General features: G+C 72.5%; 20 protein-coding genes. 12 read left to right on the top strand and 8 right to left on the bottom strand.

Annotated features, from left to right (window positions below; translation table 11 throughout):
• Positions 1-30 precede the first annotated feature (30 nt).
• Positions 31-879 carry a DUF1775 domain-containing protein gene (locus AB0N27_RS19435; RefSeq protein ID WP_364371333.1) on the bottom strand — a complete coding sequence of 283 codons (849 nt, stop codon included), beginning with the start codon at positions 877-879 and terminating at the stop codon, positions 31-33.
• A 176-nt stretch (positions 880-1,055) separates the two neighbouring features.
• On the opposite strand from AB0N27_RS19435, the gene thrS reads away from it, so the two are divergent.
• Positions 1,056-3,065: a threonine--tRNA ligase gene (gene thrS, locus AB0N27_RS19430; RefSeq protein ID WP_364371330.1), complete on the top strand. Its 2,010-nt coding sequence runs from the start codon at positions 1,056-1,058 to the stop codon at positions 3,063-3,065.
• Between the two features lie 139 nt (positions 3,066-3,204).
• Here the strand turns inward: thrS and AB0N27_RS19425 are convergent, their stop codons facing one another.
• Positions 3,205-3,933 (bottom strand): D-Ala-D-Ala carboxypeptidase family metallohydrolase, encoded by a 729-nt coding sequence (locus tag AB0N27_RS19425; RefSeq protein ID WP_364371327.1) that lies wholly within the window; start codon positions 3,931-3,933, stop codon positions 3,205-3,207.
• 176 nt (positions 3,934-4,109) lie between these two features.
• Here AB0N27_RS19425 and AB0N27_RS19420 point away from each other — a divergent pair, with 176 nt between their 5' ends.
• The gene (locus AB0N27_RS19420; protein ID WP_364372116.1) at positions 4,110-4,622 is read left to right on the top strand and encodes an HIT domain-containing protein; all 513 of its coding nucleotides are present in this window, start codon (positions 4,110-4,112) and stop codon (positions 4,620-4,622) included.
• 36 nt (positions 4,623-4,658) lie between these two features.
• On the opposite strand, the gene AB0N27_RS19415 is transcribed toward AB0N27_RS19420, so the two are convergent.
• Positions 4,659-4,895 (bottom strand): hypothetical protein, encoded by a 237-nt coding sequence (locus tag AB0N27_RS19415; RefSeq protein WP_364371324.1) that lies wholly within the window; start codon positions 4,893-4,895, stop codon positions 4,659-4,661.
• An 86-nt stretch (positions 4,896-4,981) separates the two neighbouring features.
• Between AB0N27_RS19415 and AB0N27_RS19410 the strand changes: the two genes are divergently transcribed.
• The gene (locus tag AB0N27_RS19410) at positions 4,982-6,040 is read left to right on the top strand and encodes an aldo/keto reductase (RefSeq protein WP_364371321.1); all 1,059 of its coding nucleotides are present in this window, start codon (positions 4,982-4,984) and stop codon (positions 6,038-6,040) included.
• Positions 6,041-6,180: 140 nt separating this feature from the next.
• Here the strand turns inward: AB0N27_RS19410 and AB0N27_RS19405 are convergent, their stop codons facing one another.
• Positions 6,181-8,337 (bottom strand): elongation factor G-like protein EF-G2, encoded by a 2,157-nt coding sequence (locus tag AB0N27_RS19405; RefSeq protein ID WP_364371318.1) that lies wholly within the window; start codon positions 8,335-8,337, stop codon positions 6,181-6,183.
• A 250-nt stretch (positions 8,338-8,587) separates the two neighbouring features.
• Between AB0N27_RS19405 and pgsA the strand changes: the two genes are divergently transcribed.
• The 6 genes from pgsA (at position 8,588) to pdxT (ending at position 13,730) form a co-directional block, all read left to right on the top strand.
• Complete coding sequence (pgsA, locus tag AB0N27_RS19400) at positions 8,588-9,217, top strand: phosphatidylinositol phosphate synthase (protein ID WP_364371315.1); 630 nt, start codon at positions 8,588-8,590, stop codon at positions 9,215-9,217.
• A gap of 46 nt (positions 9,218-9,263) precedes the next feature.
• Entirely contained in the window at positions 9,264-10,196 is a 933-nt protein-coding gene (locus tag AB0N27_RS19395; RefSeq protein ID WP_364371312.1) for a phosphatidylinositol mannoside acyltransferase, read from the top strand.
• 50 nt (positions 10,197-10,246) lie between these two features.
• On the top strand, positions 10,247-11,407 hold the full coding sequence (locus AB0N27_RS19390; RefSeq protein WP_364371309.1) for a glycosyltransferase family 4 protein: 1,161 nt from the start codon (positions 10,247-10,249) through the stop codon (positions 11,405-11,407).
• Positions 11,408-11,490: 83 nt separating this feature from the next.
• Complete coding sequence (locus AB0N27_RS19385; RefSeq protein WP_364371306.1) at positions 11,491-11,994, top strand: hypothetical protein; 504 nt, start codon at positions 11,491-11,493, stop codon at positions 11,992-11,994.
• Positions 11,995-12,119: 125 nt separating this feature from the next.
• Positions 12,120-13,037, top strand: coding sequence for a pyridoxal 5'-phosphate synthase lyase subunit PdxS (gene pdxS, locus AB0N27_RS19380; RefSeq protein WP_364371303.1), 918 nt, complete (start codon positions 12,120-12,122; stop codon positions 13,035-13,037).
• A gap of 87 nt (positions 13,038-13,124) precedes the next feature.
• On the top strand, positions 13,125-13,730 hold the full coding sequence (gene pdxT, locus AB0N27_RS19375; RefSeq protein WP_364371299.1) for a pyridoxal 5'-phosphate synthase glutaminase subunit PdxT: 606 nt from the start codon (positions 13,125-13,127) through the stop codon (positions 13,728-13,730).
• 17 nt (positions 13,731-13,747) lie between these two features.
• Here pdxT and AB0N27_RS19370 read toward each other — a convergent pair whose 3' ends face one another.
• Complete coding sequence (locus AB0N27_RS19370) at positions 13,748-14,599, bottom strand: helix-turn-helix transcriptional regulator (protein WP_364372113.1); 852 nt, start codon at positions 14,597-14,599, stop codon at positions 13,748-13,750.
• 103 nt (positions 14,600-14,702) lie between these two features.
• Here AB0N27_RS19370 and AB0N27_RS19365 point away from each other — a divergent pair, with 103 nt between their 5' ends.
• The 3 genes from AB0N27_RS19365 to AB0N27_RS19355 all read left to right on the top strand — a co-directional run bounded on the left by AB0N27_RS19365 (position 14,703) and on the right by AB0N27_RS19355 (position 16,951).
• Complete coding sequence (locus AB0N27_RS19365) at positions 14,703-15,341, top strand: NAD(P)H-dependent oxidoreductase (RefSeq protein WP_364371296.1); 639 nt, start codon at positions 14,703-14,705, stop codon at positions 15,339-15,341.
• Between the two features lie 231 nt (positions 15,342-15,572).
• Positions 15,573-16,325, top strand: coding sequence for a YebC/PmpR family DNA-binding transcriptional regulator (locus tag AB0N27_RS19360; RefSeq protein WP_364371293.1), 753 nt, complete (start codon positions 15,573-15,575; stop codon positions 16,323-16,325).
• Positions 16,326-16,333: 8 nt separating this feature from the next.
• Positions 16,334-16,951: a DUF402 domain-containing protein gene (locus AB0N27_RS19355; protein WP_364371290.1), complete on the top strand. Its 618-nt coding sequence runs from the start codon at positions 16,334-16,336 to the stop codon at positions 16,949-16,951.
• Positions 16,952-16,959: 8 nt separating this feature from the next.
• Here AB0N27_RS19355 and AB0N27_RS19350 read toward each other — a convergent pair whose 3' ends face one another.
• The 3 genes from AB0N27_RS19350 to AB0N27_RS19340 all read right to left on the bottom strand — a co-directional run bounded on the left by AB0N27_RS19350 (position 16,960) and on the right by AB0N27_RS19340 (position 19,692).
• A complete protein-coding gene (locus tag AB0N27_RS19350; RefSeq protein WP_364371288.1) occupies positions 16,960-18,021 on the bottom strand; it encodes an ABC transporter permease in 1,062 nt (353 codons plus the stop codon).
• A complete protein-coding gene (locus AB0N27_RS19345) occupies positions 18,018-18,911 on the bottom strand; it encodes an ATP-binding cassette domain-containing protein (protein ID WP_364371285.1) in 894 nt (297 codons plus the stop codon). Before AB0N27_RS19345 ends, AB0N27_RS19350 begins: the two co-directional genes overlap by 4 nt.
• A gap of 82 nt (positions 18,912-18,993) precedes the next feature.
• Entirely contained in the window at positions 18,994-19,692 is a 699-nt protein-coding gene (locus tag AB0N27_RS19340) for a response regulator transcription factor (RefSeq protein WP_364371282.1), read from the bottom strand.
• Between the last annotated feature and the right edge of the window lie 2 nt (positions 19,693-19,694).

The following is a 19,694-nucleotide window of genomic DNA, read 5'->3' as shown; positions in this document are numbered from 1 at the left end:
GCGGCGAGGGGCAGCGGGGTGGGGTGGGGGTTAGCTTGCGTGGGCTGGGGTTGGCTCTTCGGTCCTGGGCTCGGCCGTCATGTCCCTGGGTTCGCCGGTCACGTCGGCCAGCGCGTTCTGTTCGGCCGGGTCGCGTCGACGCCAGCGGCTCACCAGCCAGCCGATCGCCGCGCCGCCGCCGAGACCGGCGAGCAGTCCCGCCGCGAGCATGGCGTCGGCGCTGCCGGACTCCCCGTCGGTGTCGCCGGCATCATCGGCCCGCGCGGCGTCCACGCCCGCCTCGGCCCCGGGCGCGGCACCGGCCGCCGGACCGCCGTGCCCGCCGTGTGCCGGTCCCACGGGTCCGGCCGCCGGCAGCAGGGCCAGCACCGGGGCGCGGTGCGGGCCGGCCGCGTCCGCCCACCTGACCACCGTGCCGTCGGCGTACGTCTGGACGACCTCGAAGGTGAGCTTCTCGGCCTGCGGCAGTGGGCCCATGGACAGCGCCAGCCGGGCCGGTCCGGGTGCGACCTGGCCCACCCGCACCCAGGTCACCGCCGTGGTGACGGTGCTCACCCCGGAGGAGTGGATGCCCGTCACCGGCTTGTCCAGGGTGCGGGAGCTGATCCGGGGCGCCCAGCCGTCGACCGACATCGGGTAGACCTCGGCCACCGGCGCGTCGGCCGGCAACCGCACCTCGATCTGCCGGGTCGTGGTGCCCGCCCGCTCCTCCGGCACGCTGAACTCCAACCGCACCGCGTCGCCCTGCCGGGCCTCGGTCGGGGTGGTCGTCACGTCCGCCGCGTACGCCGCCGCGGGCCAGAACAGCAGCCCGGCGGCCGTCAACGCGGTCACCGCCACGATCCGCCGCCGGCGGCCACCACCGTCCGTGCTCGCCATCTCGTGCCCCCATCCGTGTCGACGCGACCGGCACCGGTTTCCGGCCACACCCTCTAGTTCGGCTCCGAGGCGCGAAAGGTTCAACGCCGGCCGTCCGGAAGGTGCCGGCGGTGGGACCGATAGCATCGGCAGGAGCCGAGGATCGGCCCCGTTTCGTACCGCTTGGAGGAGTCACCGTGTCCGCACCCCGTACCCCCGCCGTGGCCGACCCCGTCGTCGTCGCCGCCGGGACGACGGCGGCCGACGCGGTGGCCGCGGCCGGACTGCCCGCGAACGGCCCCAAGGCGATCGTCGTGGTCCGCGACCCGCAGGGTCAGCTGCGCGACCTGGACTGGTCGCCGGCCGAGGAAACCGTCGTCGAGCCGGTCAGCCTGGACTCGCCGGACGGGCTGAACGTGCTGCGCCACTCCACGGCGCACGTGCTCGCCCAGGCCGTGCAGGACGTCTTCCCCGAGGCCAAGCTGGGCATCGGCCCGCCCATCGAGAACGGGTTCTACTACGACTTCGACGTCGACAAGCCGTTCCAGCCCGACGATCTCAGCAAGCTCGAGAAGCGCATGCAGGAGATCGTCAAGTCCGGGCAGCGGTTCCGCCGGCGCCGCTTCGGCAGCCTCGACGAGGCGCGCGCCGAGCTGGCCGACGAGCCGTTCAAGCTGGAGCTGATCGAGGTCAAGGGCGAGGGCCTGGACACCGACGAGGTGATGGAGGTCGGCGGCGGCGAGCTGACCATCTACGACAACCTCGACGCCAAGGAGGACAAGGTCTGCTGGTCGGACCTGTGCCGGGGCCCGCACCTGCCGACCACCCGACTGATCGGCGCGTTCAAGCTGATGCGCTCGGCCGCCGCGTACTGGCGGGGGTCGGAGAAGAACCCCCAGCTCCAGCGGGTGTACGGCACCGCGTGGCCGACCCGCGACGAGCTCAAGGCGTACCTGAAGCTGTTGGAGGAGGCCGCCCGGCGCGACCACCGCAAGCTCGGCGCGGACCTGGACCTGTTCAGCTTCCCCGACGAGATCGGCTCGGGCCTGGCGGTCTTCCACCCCAAGGGCGGCATCATCCGCCGGGAGATGGAGACCTACTCCCGGCAGCGGCACGAGGCCGCCGGGTACGAGTTCGTCAACAGCCCGCACATCAGCAAGGCGCAGCTGTTCCACACCTCCGGGCACCTGCCCTACTACGCGGACACCATGTTCCCGCCCATGCAGCTCGAAGGCGCGGACTACTACCTCAAGGCCATGAACTGCCCCATGCACAACCTGATCTTCAGGTCGCGCGGGCGGTCGTACCGTGAGCTGCCGCTGCGGATGTTCGAGTTCGGCACCGTCTACCGGTACGAGAAGTCGGGAGTGGTGCACGGCCTGACCCGGGTCCGTGGCCTCACCCAGGACGACTCGCACATCTACTGCACCCGCGAGCAGATGGCCGGCGAGCTGTCGACGCTGCTCAGCTTCGTGCTCGACCTGCTGCGCGACTACGGCCTGGACGACTTCTACCTGGAGCTGTCCACCCGCGACGACTCGCCCAAGTTCATCGGGGCCGACGAGGACTGGGCGGAGGCCACCGAGGCGCTGCGGACCGCCGCCGAAACCTCCGGCCTGGAGCTGGTGCCCGACCCGGGCGGCGCGGCGTTCTACGGGCCGAAGATCTCCGTGCAGGCCCGCGACGCGATCGGCCGGACGTGGCAGATGTCCACGATCCAGGTCGACTTCAACCAGCCGGAGCGGTTCGGGCTGGAGTACCAGGCCGCGGACGGCAGCCGGCAGCGGCCCGTGATGATCCACCGGGCGCTGTTCGGGTCGATCGAGCGGTTCTTCGGGGTGCTCACCGAGCACTACGCGGGGGCGTTCCCGGCCTGGCTGGCCCCGGTGCAGGTGGTCGGTATCCCGATCCGCGAGGACCACACCGACTACCTGCACGGTTTCGTCGCGGCGCTGCGCGCCGAGGGCGTCCGGGCGCAGGTGGACGCGGGTGACGACCGGATGCAGAAGAAGATCCGCACCGCCCAGCAGCAGAAGATCCCGTTCATGGTGATCGCCGGTGACGACGACGTGGCCGCCGGCACGGTCTCCTTCCGCTACCGCGACGGCTCGCAGCGCAACGGGGTGCCGGTCGCCGAGGCGGTGACCCACGTCCTGGACGTGGTCACCTCGCGTACCAACATCGGCCCCTCGGCCGCCGCGGAGTGACGGGCGCGCGGCCGGTGCGCCGCCGCTAAGCTCGCCGCATGATCGTGCTCGATCCATGAAGTAGTGGCCTCCCGACGCCGGGAGGCCACTACTTCCATGTTCGAGCGCGATCTTCAGCCGGGAGGCCGGCTCCCCGTCCTCAGATGCCGCAGTTCGGCGCGGACCAGCCGCCGACCGCCGCCACGTGGGTGTGGTCGTTGTGGTCCGGGTAGCCGGGGCCGAGGATCTGCCCGAAACCGTGGTAGCGGGCCTGCTGCGCCAGCCGGCAGAACGACGGAGACCCGACCAGGTCGACCCCGTCGCCGTAGAGGTGTCGACTGTTCGACGCCCCGCCGACGGCGCTGTTGCAGGCGTAGCTGCGGAAGCTGCTGCTGATCGCGATGGAGACGTCGCCGAGGGCGTGCCGCATGGCCTGGAGCTTCCACATCGACACCAGCGCGTTGAACCGCGCGGTGCTCGCGGAGACCGCGCCACCGGACCAGTCGCTGTTGCAGTTGTTCAACTCGGCGTAGCTGAAGTTGGCAGGTGTGCAGTCGTCGTCCTGGAGGGCGTAGAGCCGGTTGAAGGTCTGCGCGCCGGCCACGCCGTCTGCGGACAGCCCGTACGCCTGCTGGAAGCGGATCACCGCGGACCGGGTGGCGGGCCCGTACGAGCCGTCGAGGGTGAGTACGGCGCCGTAGCCGGGGTAGCCGGCGACCCGGATCTGGAGTTGCCGGACGTCCTCGCCGGTCATCCCCTGGGACAGGGCGCGACCCCAGGTGTAGCAGCCGTCCGCCTGTGCGGCGCCGGCGGTGAGGGTGACGCCGGTCACTGTGGTGGCGGCGGTCAGGGCGAGTGCCGCGAGGAGCCGGCCGAGCCGTCGGATCATGAAGCCCTCCATCAATGCATGGAAGTTCTTGGATGCATGGAATCTTCAGGTGTCCGCATTGATCCGTCAAGAACTTGCAGCATCGAGTTTCCCGACGGTGGGAGTCGCCGCCCTCCCCGGCGGCTCCGTAGGATCGGCTCGTGACTGGGGCACAACGGGACACCGACAGCGGCGGCATGGCCGACGGCCTGGAGCGGCTCTGGACGCCGCACCGGATGACCTACATCTCCGGCGAGGACCGGCCCGAGGGCGGCTACGAGAAGCCGACCGGCTGCCCGTTCTGTCTCGCCCCGGGCCTGCCCAGCGAGGAGAGCCTCGTGGTGGCCCGTGGCGAGCACGTGTTCGTGGTGCTCAACCTCTACCCGTACAACCCGGGGCACCTGCTCGTCTGCCCGTACCGCCACGTCGCCGACTACACCGACCTGGACGTGCCGGAGACCACCGAGCTGGCCTCGTACACCCAGACCGCCATGCGGGTGGTACGCAAGGTGAGCAACGCGCACGGCTTCAACCTGGGCATGAACCAGGGCGGGGTCGCCGGCGCTGGCATCGCCGCGCACCTGCACCAGCACGTGGTGCCCCGCTGGGGCGGCGACGCGAACTTCATGCCGGTCATCGGCCGCACCAAGGTCCTGCCGCAGCTGCTGCACGACACCCGCGACCTGCTCGCCCGCGCCTGGCCGTCCTGACCCGCGAGGTCCGCGCGGCCTCCGCGCCGGTCGGCGTCAGCCGGCGCGCAGCAGCGCGGTCAGCTCCGGCCAGCTCTCCACCCGGTGTACGCGCGGCAGCAGCGCGGCGTTCGCGGCGACCTCTGCCGGGCGCGGTCGGAACAGGTAGCGGTGCGGCACCGAATCCAGGTAGCCCAGCACCTCCAGCTTGTCGTCCACGACGTGGGTCAACCCGAGCCGCCTGGCGATCGGCGCCTTGTCCGGCCGGGTACGGCAGAAGTGCACCGAGATCATGCCGCATCGTGACCGTCGCCGCGCCCCGCGTGTTCCCGCCCCGAGAGTTGCTACGCGCCGCCCGACGAAGGTGGCACGATCGGCCGATGGCAGTGACGACACGGACGTTGGGGCGCAGCGGCATCGAGGTCAGCGCCCTCGGCATGGGGTGCTGGGCGATCGGTGGCCCCTGGGCGGAGGGTACCCAGCCGCTGGGCTGGGGCGCGGTCGACGACGACGAGTCGGTGCGGGCCGTACGCCGCGCGCTCGAGGAGGGCGTGACCCTGTTCGACACCGCCGACACGTACGGGGCCGGGCACAGCGAGCGGGTCCTCGGCCGGGCGCTCGCCGGCCGCCGCGACGAGGCGGTGATCGCCACCAAGTGGGGCTACACGTTCGACGAGGCGACCCGGCAGGCGACAGGCGAGGACGCGTCACCGGCGTACCTGCGGCGTGCCGTCACCGCCTCGCTGCGCCGGCTGGACACCGACCACATCGACCTCTACCAGCTGCACCTGGCCGACCTGTCCGTCCCCCGGGCGGAGGCGCTCATCGGCACCTGCGAGGACCTGGTCGCCGAGGGCCTGATCCGGGCGTACGGGTGGAGCACCGACCGCCCCGACCGGGCCACCGCGTTCGGGCAGGCGGCAGCCGGGGCCACCGCCGTGCAGCACGCCCTGTCGGTGCTGCGCGACGCCCCCGAACTGCTGGCGGTCTGCGACAAGTACGACCTGGCCAGCATCAACCAGGGGCCGCTCGGGATGGGCCTGCTCACCGGCAAGTACACGGCCGCGTCGACGCTGCCCCGCGACGACGTGCGGGGGCTCGCGCCGGGCTGGCTGGAGTGGTTCCGGGGCGGCCGGCCGGCGCCGGAGTGGCTGCGCCGCGTCGGCGCGGTCCGTGCCGCGCTCACCGCCGACGGGCGCACCCTCGCCCAGGGCGCGCTGGGGTGGATCTGGGCGCGCAGCGGGCGCACCATCCCGATCCCGGGCTGCCGTACGGTCGCCCAGGTCGAGGAGAACGCCGCAGCCCTGCACCGGGGCCCGCTGCCGGCTGACCAGTTCGTCGAGGTGGAACGTCAGCTCGCAGCCCTGCGCACCGCCGCCCTGCGCGACGCCGACCGCCCCCACTGGCCCCGCCCCACCCACCCCACGGTCCACCCGTAACCTGCCCCGCCCCCGCCCCCGCCCCCGCCCCCAGCGATCTTGCACTTCCGGTGGTGACTTACGCGGGCAACAGCGACATAAGGACGTCAGAAAGTGCAAGATCGCCGGGGCGGGGCGGGGCGGGGCGGGGCGGGGCGGGGTTACGGGGTTTGTTCCTTGCGGGCCTGGTCGGCCAGGTGGGTGGGCATGGGGTCGTGGCGGACGAAGTGACGGCGGAAGGTGCCGGTGCCGGCGGTCATCGAGCGCAGCTCCACCGCGTACCGGAGAAGTTCGATGGCCGGGACCTCGGCGCGGACGAGGGTGCGGCCCTCGGCGTCGGGGTCCGGTTCGGTGCCGAGCACCCGGCCGCGCCGGCCGGACAGGTCACCCATCACGGTGCCGACCGAGCCGTCCGGGATGCGGATGGTGACCTCGTCGATGGGTTCCAACAGGGCCGGCTGGCCGCGCTCGGCCGCGTCGCGCAGGGCCAGCGCGCCGGCGGTCTGGAAGGCCGCGTCGGACGAGTCGACGCTGTGCGCCTTGCCGTCGACGAGGGTGACCCGCAGGTCCACGACCGGGTGGCCGGCGACCAGGCCCCGGTCGAGCTGGGCGCGGACGCCCTTTTCCACGGACGGGATGTAGTTGTGCGGCACGGCGCCGCCGACGATCCGGTCGACGAACTCGAAGCCGCCGCCCCGGGGCAGCGGCTCGACCTCGATGTCGCAGACGGCGTACTGGCCGTGGCCGCCGGACTGCTTGACGTGCCGGCCGTGCCCGGTCGTCGGCACGGTGAGCGTCTCGCGCAGCGACACCTTCACCGGTTCGGTGTCCAGCTCGACGCCGCCGGCGCGGAGCCGGTCGAGCACGACGTCGGCGTGGGCCTCACCCATGCACCAGAGCACCAGCTGGTGGGTTTCGGCGTTGCGCTCGAGCCGCAGGGTGGGGTCGCCGGCGACCAGGCGGGCCAGGTTGCGGGCGAGGGCGTCCTCGTCGGCGCGGCTGCGGGCGACGATCGCCACCGGCAGCAGCGGCTCCGGCATCTCCCAGGGGGCGATCAGCAGCGGGTCGTCCTTGGCCGAGATGGTGTCGCCGGTCTCGGCGCTGCCCGACTTGGTGATCGCGCAGATGTCGCCGGCCACGCAGTGCGGCACCTCCCGCAGCGTCGCACCCAGCGGTGTGTAGATGTGCCCCACCCGTTCGTCGGCGTCGTGGTCGGGGTGCCCGCGTTCGGCCATGCCGTGCCCGGAGACGTGCACGGTCTGCTCGGGGCGCAGCGTGCCGGAGAAGACCCGGACCAGCGAGACCCGGCCCACGTGCCTGTCGACTGTTGTCTTGACCACCTCGGCGACGAGCGGCCCGCTCGGGTCGCAGGTCAGCGGCGGGCGGGGCGAGCCGTCCACGCCGGCGACCGCCGGCAGTTCGTGTTCCAGGGGTGACGGGAACGCGGCGGTCAGCACCTCCAGCAGCGCGTCCAGGCCGACGCCGGTCTCGGCGCAAACCGGCACCACCGGGTAGAAGTGCCCCCGGGCGACCGCCTTCTCCAGGTCCTCGATGAGCACCTCGGTGCTGATCTCCTCGCCGTCGAGGTACCGGTCCATGAGGGTCTCGTCCTCGCTCTCGGCGATGATCCCCTCGATCAGCTCGTTGCGGGACTCGTCGATCGCGGGCTGGTGCTCCGGGTCCGGGTCGCGGACGTCGGCCGGCAGCCCGGCGGTGTAGTCGAAGACCCGGCGGGTGATCAGGCCGAGCAGACCCTCGGTGGAGACGCCGTCGTCGCCGAGCATCGGCAGGTACAGGGGCATCACGTTGTCGCCGAACACTCGCTGGCAGAGCGCCACCGACTCGTCGAAGTCGGCGCGCGGCTGGTCCAGTCGGGCCACCGCCACGGCACGGGGCATGTCGACGGCTGCGCACTCCTCCCACAGCGCCACAGTGGCGGCGTCCATGCCGCCGGCCGCGGAGACGACGAACAGGGCGGCGTCGGCGGCCCGCAGACCGGCGCGCAGCTCGCCGACGAAGTCGGCGTACCCGGGGGTGTCCAGCAGGTTGACCTTGATGCCGTTGTGCAGCAGGGGCGCGCAGGACAGGCTCACCGAGCGCTGCTGGCGCACGGCCGCCGGGTCGTGGTCGCCGACTGTGGTGCCGTCGATGACGCTGCCGGCCCGCCCGATCGTGCCGGTGGCGGCGAGCAGCGCCTCGACCAGTGTCGTCTTGCCCGCGCCGGAATGCCCGACGAGCACCACGTTGCGTACCCGGTCGGGCTCGGTGACCACCGGCGTGCCGCCGGTGGACCCCTTCTCGTGATTCTTCTGCGCCATGGGGCGCACCTCCCTCAGCCGGTGGTGGGTGGCGACCGCCGCGCGAGGTGAAGCGGCCCGGGGCGAGTGCGCGGCGATATCCTCCGGTGGTCTGCTGCACAGCGGGAACGCAACGGGCGGACGGGTGAGCTGGCTCACCTCCCCGGCTCGATCTCACACCCGTTGTCGGGTCGACACAAGCCTGCCCCGGCGGGTCGGCGGTACCGGCTGTGTCGGCGGAACTGGGCGGACCGTTATCGTGGGGACCGCCATGGCGAAGATCTTCCAAGTGTCGGCCCGCGCGGGGATGACCCGCGTCGTCGAGCCGATTGCCCGCGCCCTGCTGCGCGCGGGCGTCACCCCCAATGCCGTCACCGTCGCGGGCACCGTTGGTGTGCTCGTCGGCGCGCTCGGCTTCGGTGCCCGCGGCCATCTGGTCGCGGGCGCGTTGATCGTCACCCTGTTCGCGCTCACCGACCTGCTCGACGGGACGATGGCCCGGATGAGCGGCGGCTCCACCCGGTTCGGCGCCTTCCTCGACTCGAGCATGGACCGGGTCGCCGACAGCGCCGTCTTCGGCGCTGTCGCGTACTGGCTGGCCACGCAGGGCAACCACTCCGGGGTGGCCGCCGCGCTTGTCTGTCTGGCCGCCGGCGGCCTGGTCTCCTACGTCAAGGCCCGCGCCGAGGGGCTCGGCATGACCTGCAACGTGGGCATCGCCGAGCGCACCGAGCGGCTGCTCATCGTCGGGGTCGGCGGGATCCTCACCGGCGTCGGCCTCGATCCGGCGCTGGAGATCGCGCTGTGGCTGCTCGCCGCGGTGTCGATCTTCACGGTGGGGCAGCGGATGGCACACGTCTACCGCCAGGCCCAGCAGCTCCAGCCGGACGGCCAGGCGTGAGCGGCGCGGTGCCGCCCCGGCGCCGGACGACCGGCGGCCGGGTCGCGTGAACCTCACCGAGCTGGGCTACGTCGCCGGCTGGCGGGTCGTCCGCGCGTTGCCGCGGCCGCTGGTGGCTGCGGCGTTCCAAGCGGGCGCGGACCGCGCCCATCGACGCGGCGGCGGGGGTACGGAGCGCCTGCGCGCGAACCTGCGCCGGGTGGTCGGCCCGGAACTGCCCGAGGCCGAGCTGGACGATCTTGTCAGGCGCGGGCTGCGCTCGTACGCCCGGTACTGGATGGAGGCGTTCCGGCTGCCCGCGTTGAGCCGGTCGCAGATCCTGTCCAATTTCCGGCTCGACGGCGCCGAACTGCTCGCCGCCGACGTGGCCGCCGGCCGGGGCGCGGTGGTGGCGCTGCCGCACGCCGGCAACTGGGACGCCGCGGGCGCCTGGGTGGCGGCCACCGGTTGGCCGATCGCCACGGTCATGGAGAGGCTCAAGCCGGAGGCCGTGTACGAGCGCTTCATGGCCTTCCGGGAGGGCCTGGGGATGGAGATCCTGCCGACCCACGGTGGGCCGCGTCCGGCGTTCGACGTGCTGCTGGACCGCGTCCGGGCCGGTGCGGTGGTGCCGCTGCTTGCCGACCGGGACCTCTCCGCCCGTGGCGTGGAAGTGGACTTCTTCGGCGGGAGGACCCGGATGCCGGCCGGGCCGGCGCTGTTGGCGCTGCACACCGGCGCGCCGCTCTACGTGGCCTCGATGTGGTACGAACCGGACGCGGCGTGTGCGTCGCTCGCCGGTCCGCTGCCGGTGCCGGGGCCCGAGGCGGGGCCTTTGGACCAGCGTGTCCGTTCGGTGACGCAGCTGATCGCCGACCGTCTGGCGGCGGGTATCGCCAGGCATCCGGAAGACTGGCACATGTTGCAGCGGATGTGGCTGGACCAGCGGAGGTCGGGGGGCGGCACGGCGCTGCCCCCGTCGTCCGCCGGCCGGTCCTGAAGGGGGTGGGCACTGTGGGACGGTGTCCCGCGGACGAGGGGCGCTGACGCATGCGTATCGGCATCGTCTGCCCGTACTCCTTCGACGTCCCCGGCGGCGTGCAGAACCACGTGATGGACCTCGCGGAGGCGCTGATCGCCCTCGGTCACGAGGTGAGCGTGCTGGCCCCGGCCGACGAGGACTCCCCGCTGCCGCCGTACGTGGTGTCGGCCGGGCGGGCGGTGCCGCTGCCGTACAACGGGTCGGTGGCCCGGATCGCGTTCGGGCCGGTCTCCACGGCCCGGGTCCGACGTTGGATCACCAACGGCGACTTCGACGTGCTGCACGTGCACGAGCCGCTCACGTTGAGCCTGTCGCTACTGGCCGTGCTCTCCGCGCGGGGGCCGGTGGTGGCCACGTTCCACACCGCGATGACCCGCTCGCGGGTGCTGGCGGCCGCCCAGGGTGTGCTCCAGATCGTGCTGGAGCGGATCACCGCCCGCATCGCGGTGAGCGCGCTGGCCCGCAAGGTGCAGGTCGAGCACATGGACGGCGGCGCCGTGGAGATCCCCAACGGGGTGGCGGTGGCGAAGTTCGCCGACGCGGAGCCGTTGCCGGGCTGGCCGGGGGAGTGCGCCACGGGTACGGGCGGCACGCTGGGCTTTCTGGGCCGTTTCACCGAGGCGCGCAAGGGTTTCCCGGTGCTGCGCGACGCGTTCGTGGCACTTGCCGGCACGCGGCCCGGGCTGCGGCTGCTGGTGGCCGGCCCCGGTGACCCCGACGACCTGTACGACCAGTTCCCGCCCGAGCTGCACGAGCGGGTGACCTTCCTCGGTCTGGTCACCGAACCGGACAAGGCGCGGATGCTGCGAAGTGTGCACCTCTACGTCGCGCCGAACACCGGCGGCGAGTCGTTCGGCATGATCCTCACCGAGGCCCTGGCGGCCGGTACGACTGTGGTCGCCAGCGACCTGGACGCGTTCCGGCGGGTGCTCGACGGTGGGAGGGCGGGGCGGCTGTTCCCGACCGGCGATCCGGTGGGGCTGCGGGACGCGGTGGGCGAGCTGTTGGACGATCCGGCCGGCCGGGCGGCCCTGAGCGCCTGCGGCGACCAGGTGGTGGCGAATTTCGACTGGCCTGTGGTTGCCCGCCGTGTCCTGGAGGTATACGCAGCGGCGATCGAGGCGACCGACGGGCGGGTCATCGACCAGGAGTGGGTGGGGCTGGGCTGAGCCGGTGTGACGGATGGTGCGATCGTGACCGGTGCGGACCGGGGTGAGCGCGCCCAATCGGAGGCGAACGGAGCAGCACTACGATGCCGCACATGTGGTGGGTGGTGGCCGGGAGCGTGGTCGTGGGGCTGGTCGCGGCGTACCTCATCTGGACCGCCGGTCGGGTCGAGCGACTGCAGGGCCGCGCGGAGCTGGCGGCCCGGGCTCTCGACGCCCACCTGTTGCGCCGGGCGGCGGCCGCGGCCGTGCTCGCGGAGCGCCGCTTCGGCGTCGAGTTGTACGCGGCGGCGCGCATCGCGCTCGACGCGCGGCCCGAGGAGCGGGAGGCGGCGGAGAACGACCTGACCCGGCAGCTGCGGTCGGTGCGGTTGGACCCGGCCGATCCGGACTGCGGGGCGGTGATCGCCGCGAGTCGCCGGCTGGCGCTGTCCCGGCAGGTGCACACCGATCTGGTCCGGGACGCCCGTTCGGCGCGCAGCCGTCCGCTTGTGCGGTTGTTGCGGATGGGGCGGGGTCACGAGTGGCCGCGGTACTTCGACATCGACGACCCGACCCTGACGGTGCCGGCGGACGTGCCCGCGAGCTGACCCCGGGGCGGTGAGCGGTGCCACACCGCAGGCCACCGGGGGGTTGATTGGCTGTCGGTGTGGCGTTGTGCCGTACGTAGCATTTTTTCTGCCACCCCCACCGCACGTCCGAGGAGCGATGAGCCGTGTCTGAGACCCCTGCCCCGACCACCGGCACCACCCCCGTCGTCGGCACCGCTCGCGTGAAGCGGGGCATGGCCGAGATGCTCAAGGGTGGCGTGATCATGGATGTGGTCAACGCCGAGCAGGCCAAGATCGCCGAGGACGCGGGCGCGGTCGCGGTGATGGCCCTGGAGCGGGTGCCCGCCGACATCCGCGCGCAGGGCGGGGTGTCGCGGATGAGCGACCCCGACATGATCGACGGGATCATCGAGGCCGTCTCCATCCCGGTGATGGCCAAGGCCCGCATCGGGCACTTCGTGGAGGCGCGGATCCTCCAGTCGCTGGGCGTGGACTACGTGGACGAGTCCGAGGTCCTGACCCCGGCCGACTACGCCAACCACATCGACAAGTGGGCGTTCACGGTCCCCTTCGTGTGTGGCGCGACCAACCTGGGCGAGGCGCTGCGCCGGATCACCGAGGGCGCGGCCATGATCCGCTCCAAGGGTGAGGCCGGCACCGGTGACGTCTCGAACGCCACCACCCACATGCGGAGGATCCGACAGGAGATCCGCCGGCTCTCCTCGCTGCCCGCCGACGAGCTGTACGTCGCGGCCAAGGAGTTGCAGGCCCCGTACGAGCTGGTCAAGGAGGTCGCCGAGAGCGGCAAGCTGCCGGTGGTGCTGTTCACCGCGGGCGGGATCGCCACCCCGGCGGACGCGGCGATGATGATGCAGCTCGGCGCGGAGGGCGTCTTCGTCGGCTCGGGCATCTTCAAGGCCGGCAACCCGGCCCAGCGGGCCGCCGCGATCGTCAAGGCCACCACCTTCCACGACGACCCGGACGTGCTGGCGAAGGTCTCCCGCGGTCTCGGTGAGGCGATGGTCGGCATCAACGTGGACGAGATCCCGCAGCCGCACCGCCTGGCCGAGCGCGGCTGGTGAGTAAGGAAGGGCACCTTATTAACGCCTGGTGTATAGGAAGGGCACCTTCCTGACAACGGGAACGGCAACGAGAGGAACGGTGCGACAGTGGCCGTACCCGTGATCGGTGTGCTCGCGCTCCAGGGCGACGTCCGCGAGCACGTCGCGGCGCTGGCCGCGGCGGGCGCGGACGCCCGACCGGTCCGGCGTCCGGCCGAGCTGGACGCGGTCGACGGGCTGGTGATCCCCGGCGGGGAGTCCACGACCATCAGCAAACTCGTCGACATCTTCGAGATGCGCGAGCCGATCGACAAGCGAATCGCCGGCGGGATGCCGGTCTACGGCTCCTGCGCCGGCATGATCATGCTGGCCGCCGAGGTGCTCGACGGCCGAGCGGACCAGCGGGGCTTCGCCGGCATCGAGATGACAGTCCGGCGCAACGCGTTCGGCCGCCAGGTCGACTCGTTCGAGGCGCCGGTGGAGATCGACGGGGTGGCGGGGGAGCCGTTCCACGCCGTCTTCATCAGGGCGCCGTGGGTCGAGCGGGTCGGCGCCGGGGTCGAGGTGATCGGCACGGTCACCGGAGGGCCGGCCACCGACCGGATCGTGGCCGTACGCCAGGGCAACCTGCTGGCCACCTCGTTCCACCCCGAGCTGACCGGCGACCCGCGCGTGCACGCGTACTTCGTGGACCTGGTCCGCGCCGCCGCCTGACGGCGTGACCCGTTCGCTCAGCCGGCGACCGCGCGCAGGTGACCCGGTCGGCGGCCGACCAGTTGGTCGAGCGCGACCGCCGTGGCGGCGTCGGCGGGCAACTGCACCACCAGGCGCTGCGGGTCGGCGTCGGCCAGCTCCAGGGTCTCGACGTTGAGGCGCAACAGACCCGCCTCCGGATGGCGCACCGTCAGCAGGCCGGTACGCGCGGCGGTGACCGGTCGCCGCCGCCAACGGTCGACGAACGGCGCGCCCACCGTACGGGCCAGCCGCTCGGCGAAGGCGTCGCTGGTCGGATCGCCCCGGCGCAGCAGGTGCAGCTCCGCGACCTGCTGGTCGGCCAGCACCGACCACTGCGGATAGTGCGCACGGGCCCGCTCGTCGGCCAGCACGAACCAGACCAGGTTCGGTCGGGACCCGTCCAGCAGGCCGAGCGGGCGGGCGAGCACGTCGAACGGCCCGTTCCAGGCCAGTACGTCGCCGAGCCGGTTGAGCACGTACGCCGGGGTGTCGCGCAGCGCGTCGAGCATCGCGCGGACCGTCGGCCGGGCGGTGCGGGACACCGTCGGCCGGTCGCCCGAGCAGAGCTGTCGGGCGTGCTGGGCCGAGGCGAGGCGCCGCAGGTGTTCCCGGTCGGCGCTGTCCAGGCGTAGCGCGTCGGCGAGCGCGGCGAGGATCTCCGGCGATGGCCGGGTGTCGCGGCCCTGTTCCAGTCGGGTCAGGTATTCCACACTGACCTGCGCCAACGTCGCCAGCTCGGCTCGGCGCAGCCCGGGGGTGCGCCGGCGGGGGCCCTCGGGGAGGCCGACCTCGGCCGGCCGCAGTGCCTCGCGGCGACTGCGCAGGAAGGCGCCCAGCTCTCCGTCCATCACGGAGCCAGTCTGGCAGTCGGCGTGGGCCGGTGGGTGGCCCTGGCAGGGCCATCCTCGCGGCGGTCTCCCCCCACCGCCGCGTGGCTCGCAGGGTCGGTGCATGAGAAACGCACAGAGCACAGGACCGCTGCGGATCGGTGTGATCGTGGGCAGCACCCGCCCGGGCCGGCGCGGCGCGGCGGTCGCCCGTTGGGTCATGGAGGTGGCCGGGCGGCACGAGGCAGTACGCGCCGGGGACGCCGCCTTCGCGCTGGTGGACCTCGCCGAGCAGGCGTTACCACTGTTGGACGAGCCGGTGCCGGCGCTGTTCGGCGACTACCGGCATCCGCACACCCGGCGGTGGGCGGATGTGGTGGACGGCTACGACGCCTTCGTCTTCGTCACACCGGACTACAACCGCTCGATACCGGCAGCGCTCAAGAACGGCATCGACTTCCTGTACGCGGAGTGGGCCGGCAAGGTGGCCGGGGTGCTGAGCTACGGCGTACAGGGTGGGACCCGGGCCGCCGATCACCTGCGGGCGATCCTGACCGAGGTGCGGACGGTGGTGGTGCCGACCGGAGTGGCGCTGTCGATCTTCACCGACTTCGACTTCACCGGGGCCGACCCTGGTGACCGGACCGCCGGCCGCTTCGCGCCTGGTGATGGCCGGGAGGCGGAGCTGTCCACGATGCTCGCCGAGGTCGTGACCTGGTCGCGGGTGCTTCGTCAGGCGGATGGGGCGCTGGTGGGGTCGTAACACATCGCGGATTTCGTCCCGTCTGCCCCGGTCCGGGCGGGCGGGGCGGGGTCGGCGCGCGCGGTGCATGACAGCGACCCGGGGGACGTCGGTAGGATTGCGGAGATTCGGCAGGGCCATCTGCCCGCCACGGCTTCCGCCAGAGCTGACCGGCACCTCCGCGTGCGCCGGCGGGAGTGGGGCGTGAGCGGTGCGGTCGATGCAGACGGCGGGTAGCAACGGAGGTAGAAGATGTCCGGCCACTCAAAGTGGGCGACGACCAAGCACAAGAAGGCCGTCATCGACGCCAAGCGCGGCAAGATGTTCGCCAAGCTGATCAAGAACGTCGAGGTGGCCGCGCGGACCGGCGGTGGCGACCCCGCCGGCAACCCGACGCTCTACGACGCCATCCAGAAGGCGAAGAAGAGCTCGGTGCCGAACGACAACATCGACCGCGCCGTCAAGCGCGGCTCCGGCCTGGAGGCCGGCGGCGCCGACTGGCAGACGATCATGTACGAGGGGTACGGCCCCAACGGTGTGGCGATGCTCATCGAGTGCCTCACCGACAACCGCAACCGCGCGGCGACCGAGGTGCGCACCGCGCTGACCCGCAACGGCGGGTCCCTCGCCGACGCCGGCTCGGTGTCGTACATGTTCTCCCGCAAGGGCGTGGTGATCGTCCCCAAGGAGGGCACCACCGAGGACGACGTGATGATGGCCGTCCTGGACGCCGGCGCCGAGGAGGTCAATGACATCGGTGAGGCGTACGAGGTGGTCTCCGAGCCGACCGACCTGATCGGTGTGCGCACCGCCCTGCAGGACGCCGGCATCGAGTACGAGTCGGCCGAGTCCTCCCTCATCCCCAGCATGAACGTTCCGCTGGACGAGGAGGGCGCCCGCAAGGTCTTCAAGTTGATCGACGTCCTGGAGGACTGCGACGACGTGCAGAACGTCTACGCGAACTTCGACGTCAGCGACGACGTGATGGCGGCGGTGGACGCCTGAGCAGGGCTGTGGCACGACGGTTCGCGCCGGGCGACGTGGTCGTCCGGCGCGAGGTCCTGCGGGGCGAGGTGTGGTTCGGCTGCCCGACGATCTGCATCGAGGACTCGCCCGACCTGCTGGCCCTCTACCTCCCGCCGGGGGCCGAGTTCGGCTTCCCGCAGGCCGGTGACTTCCCGTGTGGGCGGCACCCGTGGGAGACCGCGGGGCACCGGGCGTGGTCGGGGCACGGCAAGGTGATGCTGCACCGCCCCGGTGAGGCGCACTCGGTCGACGTGTTCTGGACGGGGCCGCGGCGCGACTTCGCCGGCTGGTACTTCAACCTCCAGGACCCGCTGCGGCGTACGCCGATCGGGGTGGACACCCTCGACCACGAGCTGGACCTGTGGTGGGCCGCGGACGCCGACGGGTACGTCTGGAAGGACGTGGAGATGTTCGCCCAGCGCCTCGTCGAGGGGCGTTACCCGGGCATGGCGGACGCGATCCGGGGTGAGGGGGACCGGATCGCCGCGTTGCTCGACGCCGGCGAGCGCTGGTGGGACCCGGCGTGGGCGCGGTGGCGGCCCGACCCGGCCTGGACGGCGCCCCCGCTGCCCGCCGGCTGGGACACGGTGCCACCGGCCCGCTGACCGTCGGCTCAGCCGATGGTCTCGCGCTCCCGCCACGCCGTCCGCAGCGACGTGCGGCCGTTGGTCCGCAGCAGCGACCCCTCGTAGATCCGCGCGCCGCCGACGAGGAACGCTCCGGCGGCGGCCAGCAGGACGGCGAGCGAGACGAACGGCTCCCAGCCTGCCGCGTCCCCGGTGAACAGTCGCAGCGGCATGGCGGTGGGCGACGAGAACGGCAGGTAGGACAGCACCCGCATCGCGGTGTCGTTGTCGTTCAGGAAGATCACCGCGAAGAACGGCAGCATCACCGCGAGCTGCACGGGGGTCGACACCCCGGCGATGTCCTCCTGCCTGTTGACCAGGGCCCCGGCGGCTGCCCACATCGCGGCCAGGAGCACGAAGCCGAGCAGGAAGAACGGCACGAACCAGCCGATCGCCGGGGCGAGTAGCGTGAGCAGCCCGCCGCTGTCGCCGATCCGCATGCCGATCACCGTGACCACGCCGATCAGCGCGATCTGCCCCAGCGCCAGCAGCGCCCCCGCCACCACCTTGCCGGCCAGCAGCGCCCGTACCGGGACGGCGGCCACCAGGATCTCCACGATCCGGGTCTGCTTCTCCTCGGTGACGCTCTGCGCGATCTGCAGGCCGAACGTCTGCGAGGTGATGAAGAAGACGAACGCGAAGACGAACGGCACCAGGAACGCCACCACCGGGTCGACCGCGTCGGGGTCGAGCAGTTGCACCGGAGGCGCGCTGCTCAACGCCCGGACCACGTCGTTCGGGGTCTCGTCCATGGCGAGCACCTTCGGTCCGGACACCACCGCGGCGTCCACGTCACCGTCACGCACGGCCTGTTCGGCGGCCCGGTCGTCGGCCACCACGCGGACGTCGAGTCCGGCGTCCCGCAGCGGACCGGCGGCCTGCTGGGTGACCGCCACGCTCTCCGGCCCGCCGGCGAGCAGCGGCGGCAGGACCGTACCCGCCGCGGCGATCAGCAGGAAGAACAGCGTGCCGAACAGGAAGGTACGGTCGCGCAGCTTGACCCGGATCTCGCGTTCGGCGACCAGCCGGGTGGCCTGGGTGACGTTCACTGGGTGACCTCTCGGAAGATCTCGGTGAGCGAGGGGCTGACCGGGCGGAAGGCGCGGACCGGGCCGCGGGCCAGGGCGGCGTGCAGCACGGACTGTTCGTCGGCGCCCGCCGGCAGGTCGAACACGACACGGGCGCCGTCCAGCTCGACCAGGGTCACGCCGGGCTCGTCGCGGACCCAGCCGGCGTCGGTCGCCACGACGAGTTCGTAGCGGGGCACGGTGTACGTGTCGCGGAGCTGCCGTCGACTGCCGGCGGCCCGGATCGCCCCGTCGGCGATGATGACCAGGTCGTCGCAGAGCCGCTCGACCACGTCGAGCTGGTGGCTGGAGAAGAGCACCGGCGCTCCGGCGGAGGCCCGTTCCCGCAGCACGGCGACGACCGTGTCGACGGCCAGCGGGTCCAGCCCGGAGAACGGCTCGTCGAGCACCAGCACCTCCGGATCGTGCACCAGGGCGGCGGCGATCTGGGCGCGCTGCTGGTTGCCCAGCGACAGCGTCTCCAGCAGGTCGTCGCCCCGCTCGCCGAGACCGACCCGTTCCAGCAGGGTGTCGGTGGCGCGTCGCGCGGCGGCCGCGTCCAGGCCGTGCAACCGGCCCAGGTAGGTCACCTGCTCGCGCGTGGTCATCTTGGGGTAGAGACCCCGCTCCTCCGGCATGTAGCCGAAGCGCCGCCGGTCCTGCCGGGTCAGCTTCCTGCCGCCCCAGCTCACCTCACCCGCGTCCGGGGCGAGTACGCCCAGGATGATGCGCATGGAGGTGGTCTTGCCGGCGCCGTTGGCACCCACGAAGCCGGTCATCCGGCCGGCGGCCACCTCGAAGGACACGTTCCTGAGTACCTGCCGGTCGCCGAAGCTGCGGTCGACGCCGTCCAGGCGCAGCGTGCTGGTCACGAGCCCCACGCTAGATCGGGTACGTCCGCGCGCCATCCGCCCGAGGGCTGACTCGTGGGGTCCGTCCCGCGACGGATGCCGGTCAGCCGCCGGGGCGTACGACCCCGTTCTCGTACGCGAAGACCACCGCCTGGACCCGGTCGCGCAGGCCGAGCTTGGCGAGCACCCGGCTCACGTGGGTTTTCACAGTCGCCTCGCCGAGGTGCATCTCGACGGCGATCTCGGCGTTGCTCGCCCCGGCGGCGAGCAGCACCAGCACCTCGGACTCGCGCGGGGTCAGCTCCCGCAGCGCGGCGTCGGCGTCCGGCCCCCGGTGGGCGGTGCCGGACGGGTCACCGGGGCGGGCGAAGGTGGAGATCACCCGACGGGTGATCTCCGGGGCGAGCAGGCCGTCGCCCCGGGCGAGCACCTGGATCGCCTCGACCAGTTCCTCAGGTGTGCCGTTCTTGAGCAGGAAGCCGCTGGCCCCGGCCCGCAGGGCGGCGAACAGGTAGTCGTCGCGGTCGAAGGTGGTGAGGATCAGCACCGCGGGAGCGCCGGGCCCGTCGCCGGTGATCTGCCGGGTGGCCTCCAGCCCGTCCATCCCGGGCATCTCGACGTCCATCAGCACCACGTCGGGTCGGGTGGCGCGGGCCATGGTGACGGCACGCTCGCCGTCGGCGGCCTCGCCGACCACCTCGATGTCGTCCTCCACCTCGAGGATGACCCGGAAGCCGGTGCGTACGAGGTGCTGGTCGTCGGCGAGCAGCACCCGGATGGGGGTACCCCGTTCGGCGCTCACGC

The sequence above is a fragment of the Micromonospora sp. NPDC093244 genome, from assembly GCF_040683695.1.
Classification (GTDB): domain Bacteria; phylum Actinomycetota; class Actinomycetes; order Mycobacteriales; family Micromonosporaceae; genus Micromonospora.
Note: the sequence above shows the minus strand (reverse complement) of the source record. Positions and strands in the feature narration are given on the sequence as shown.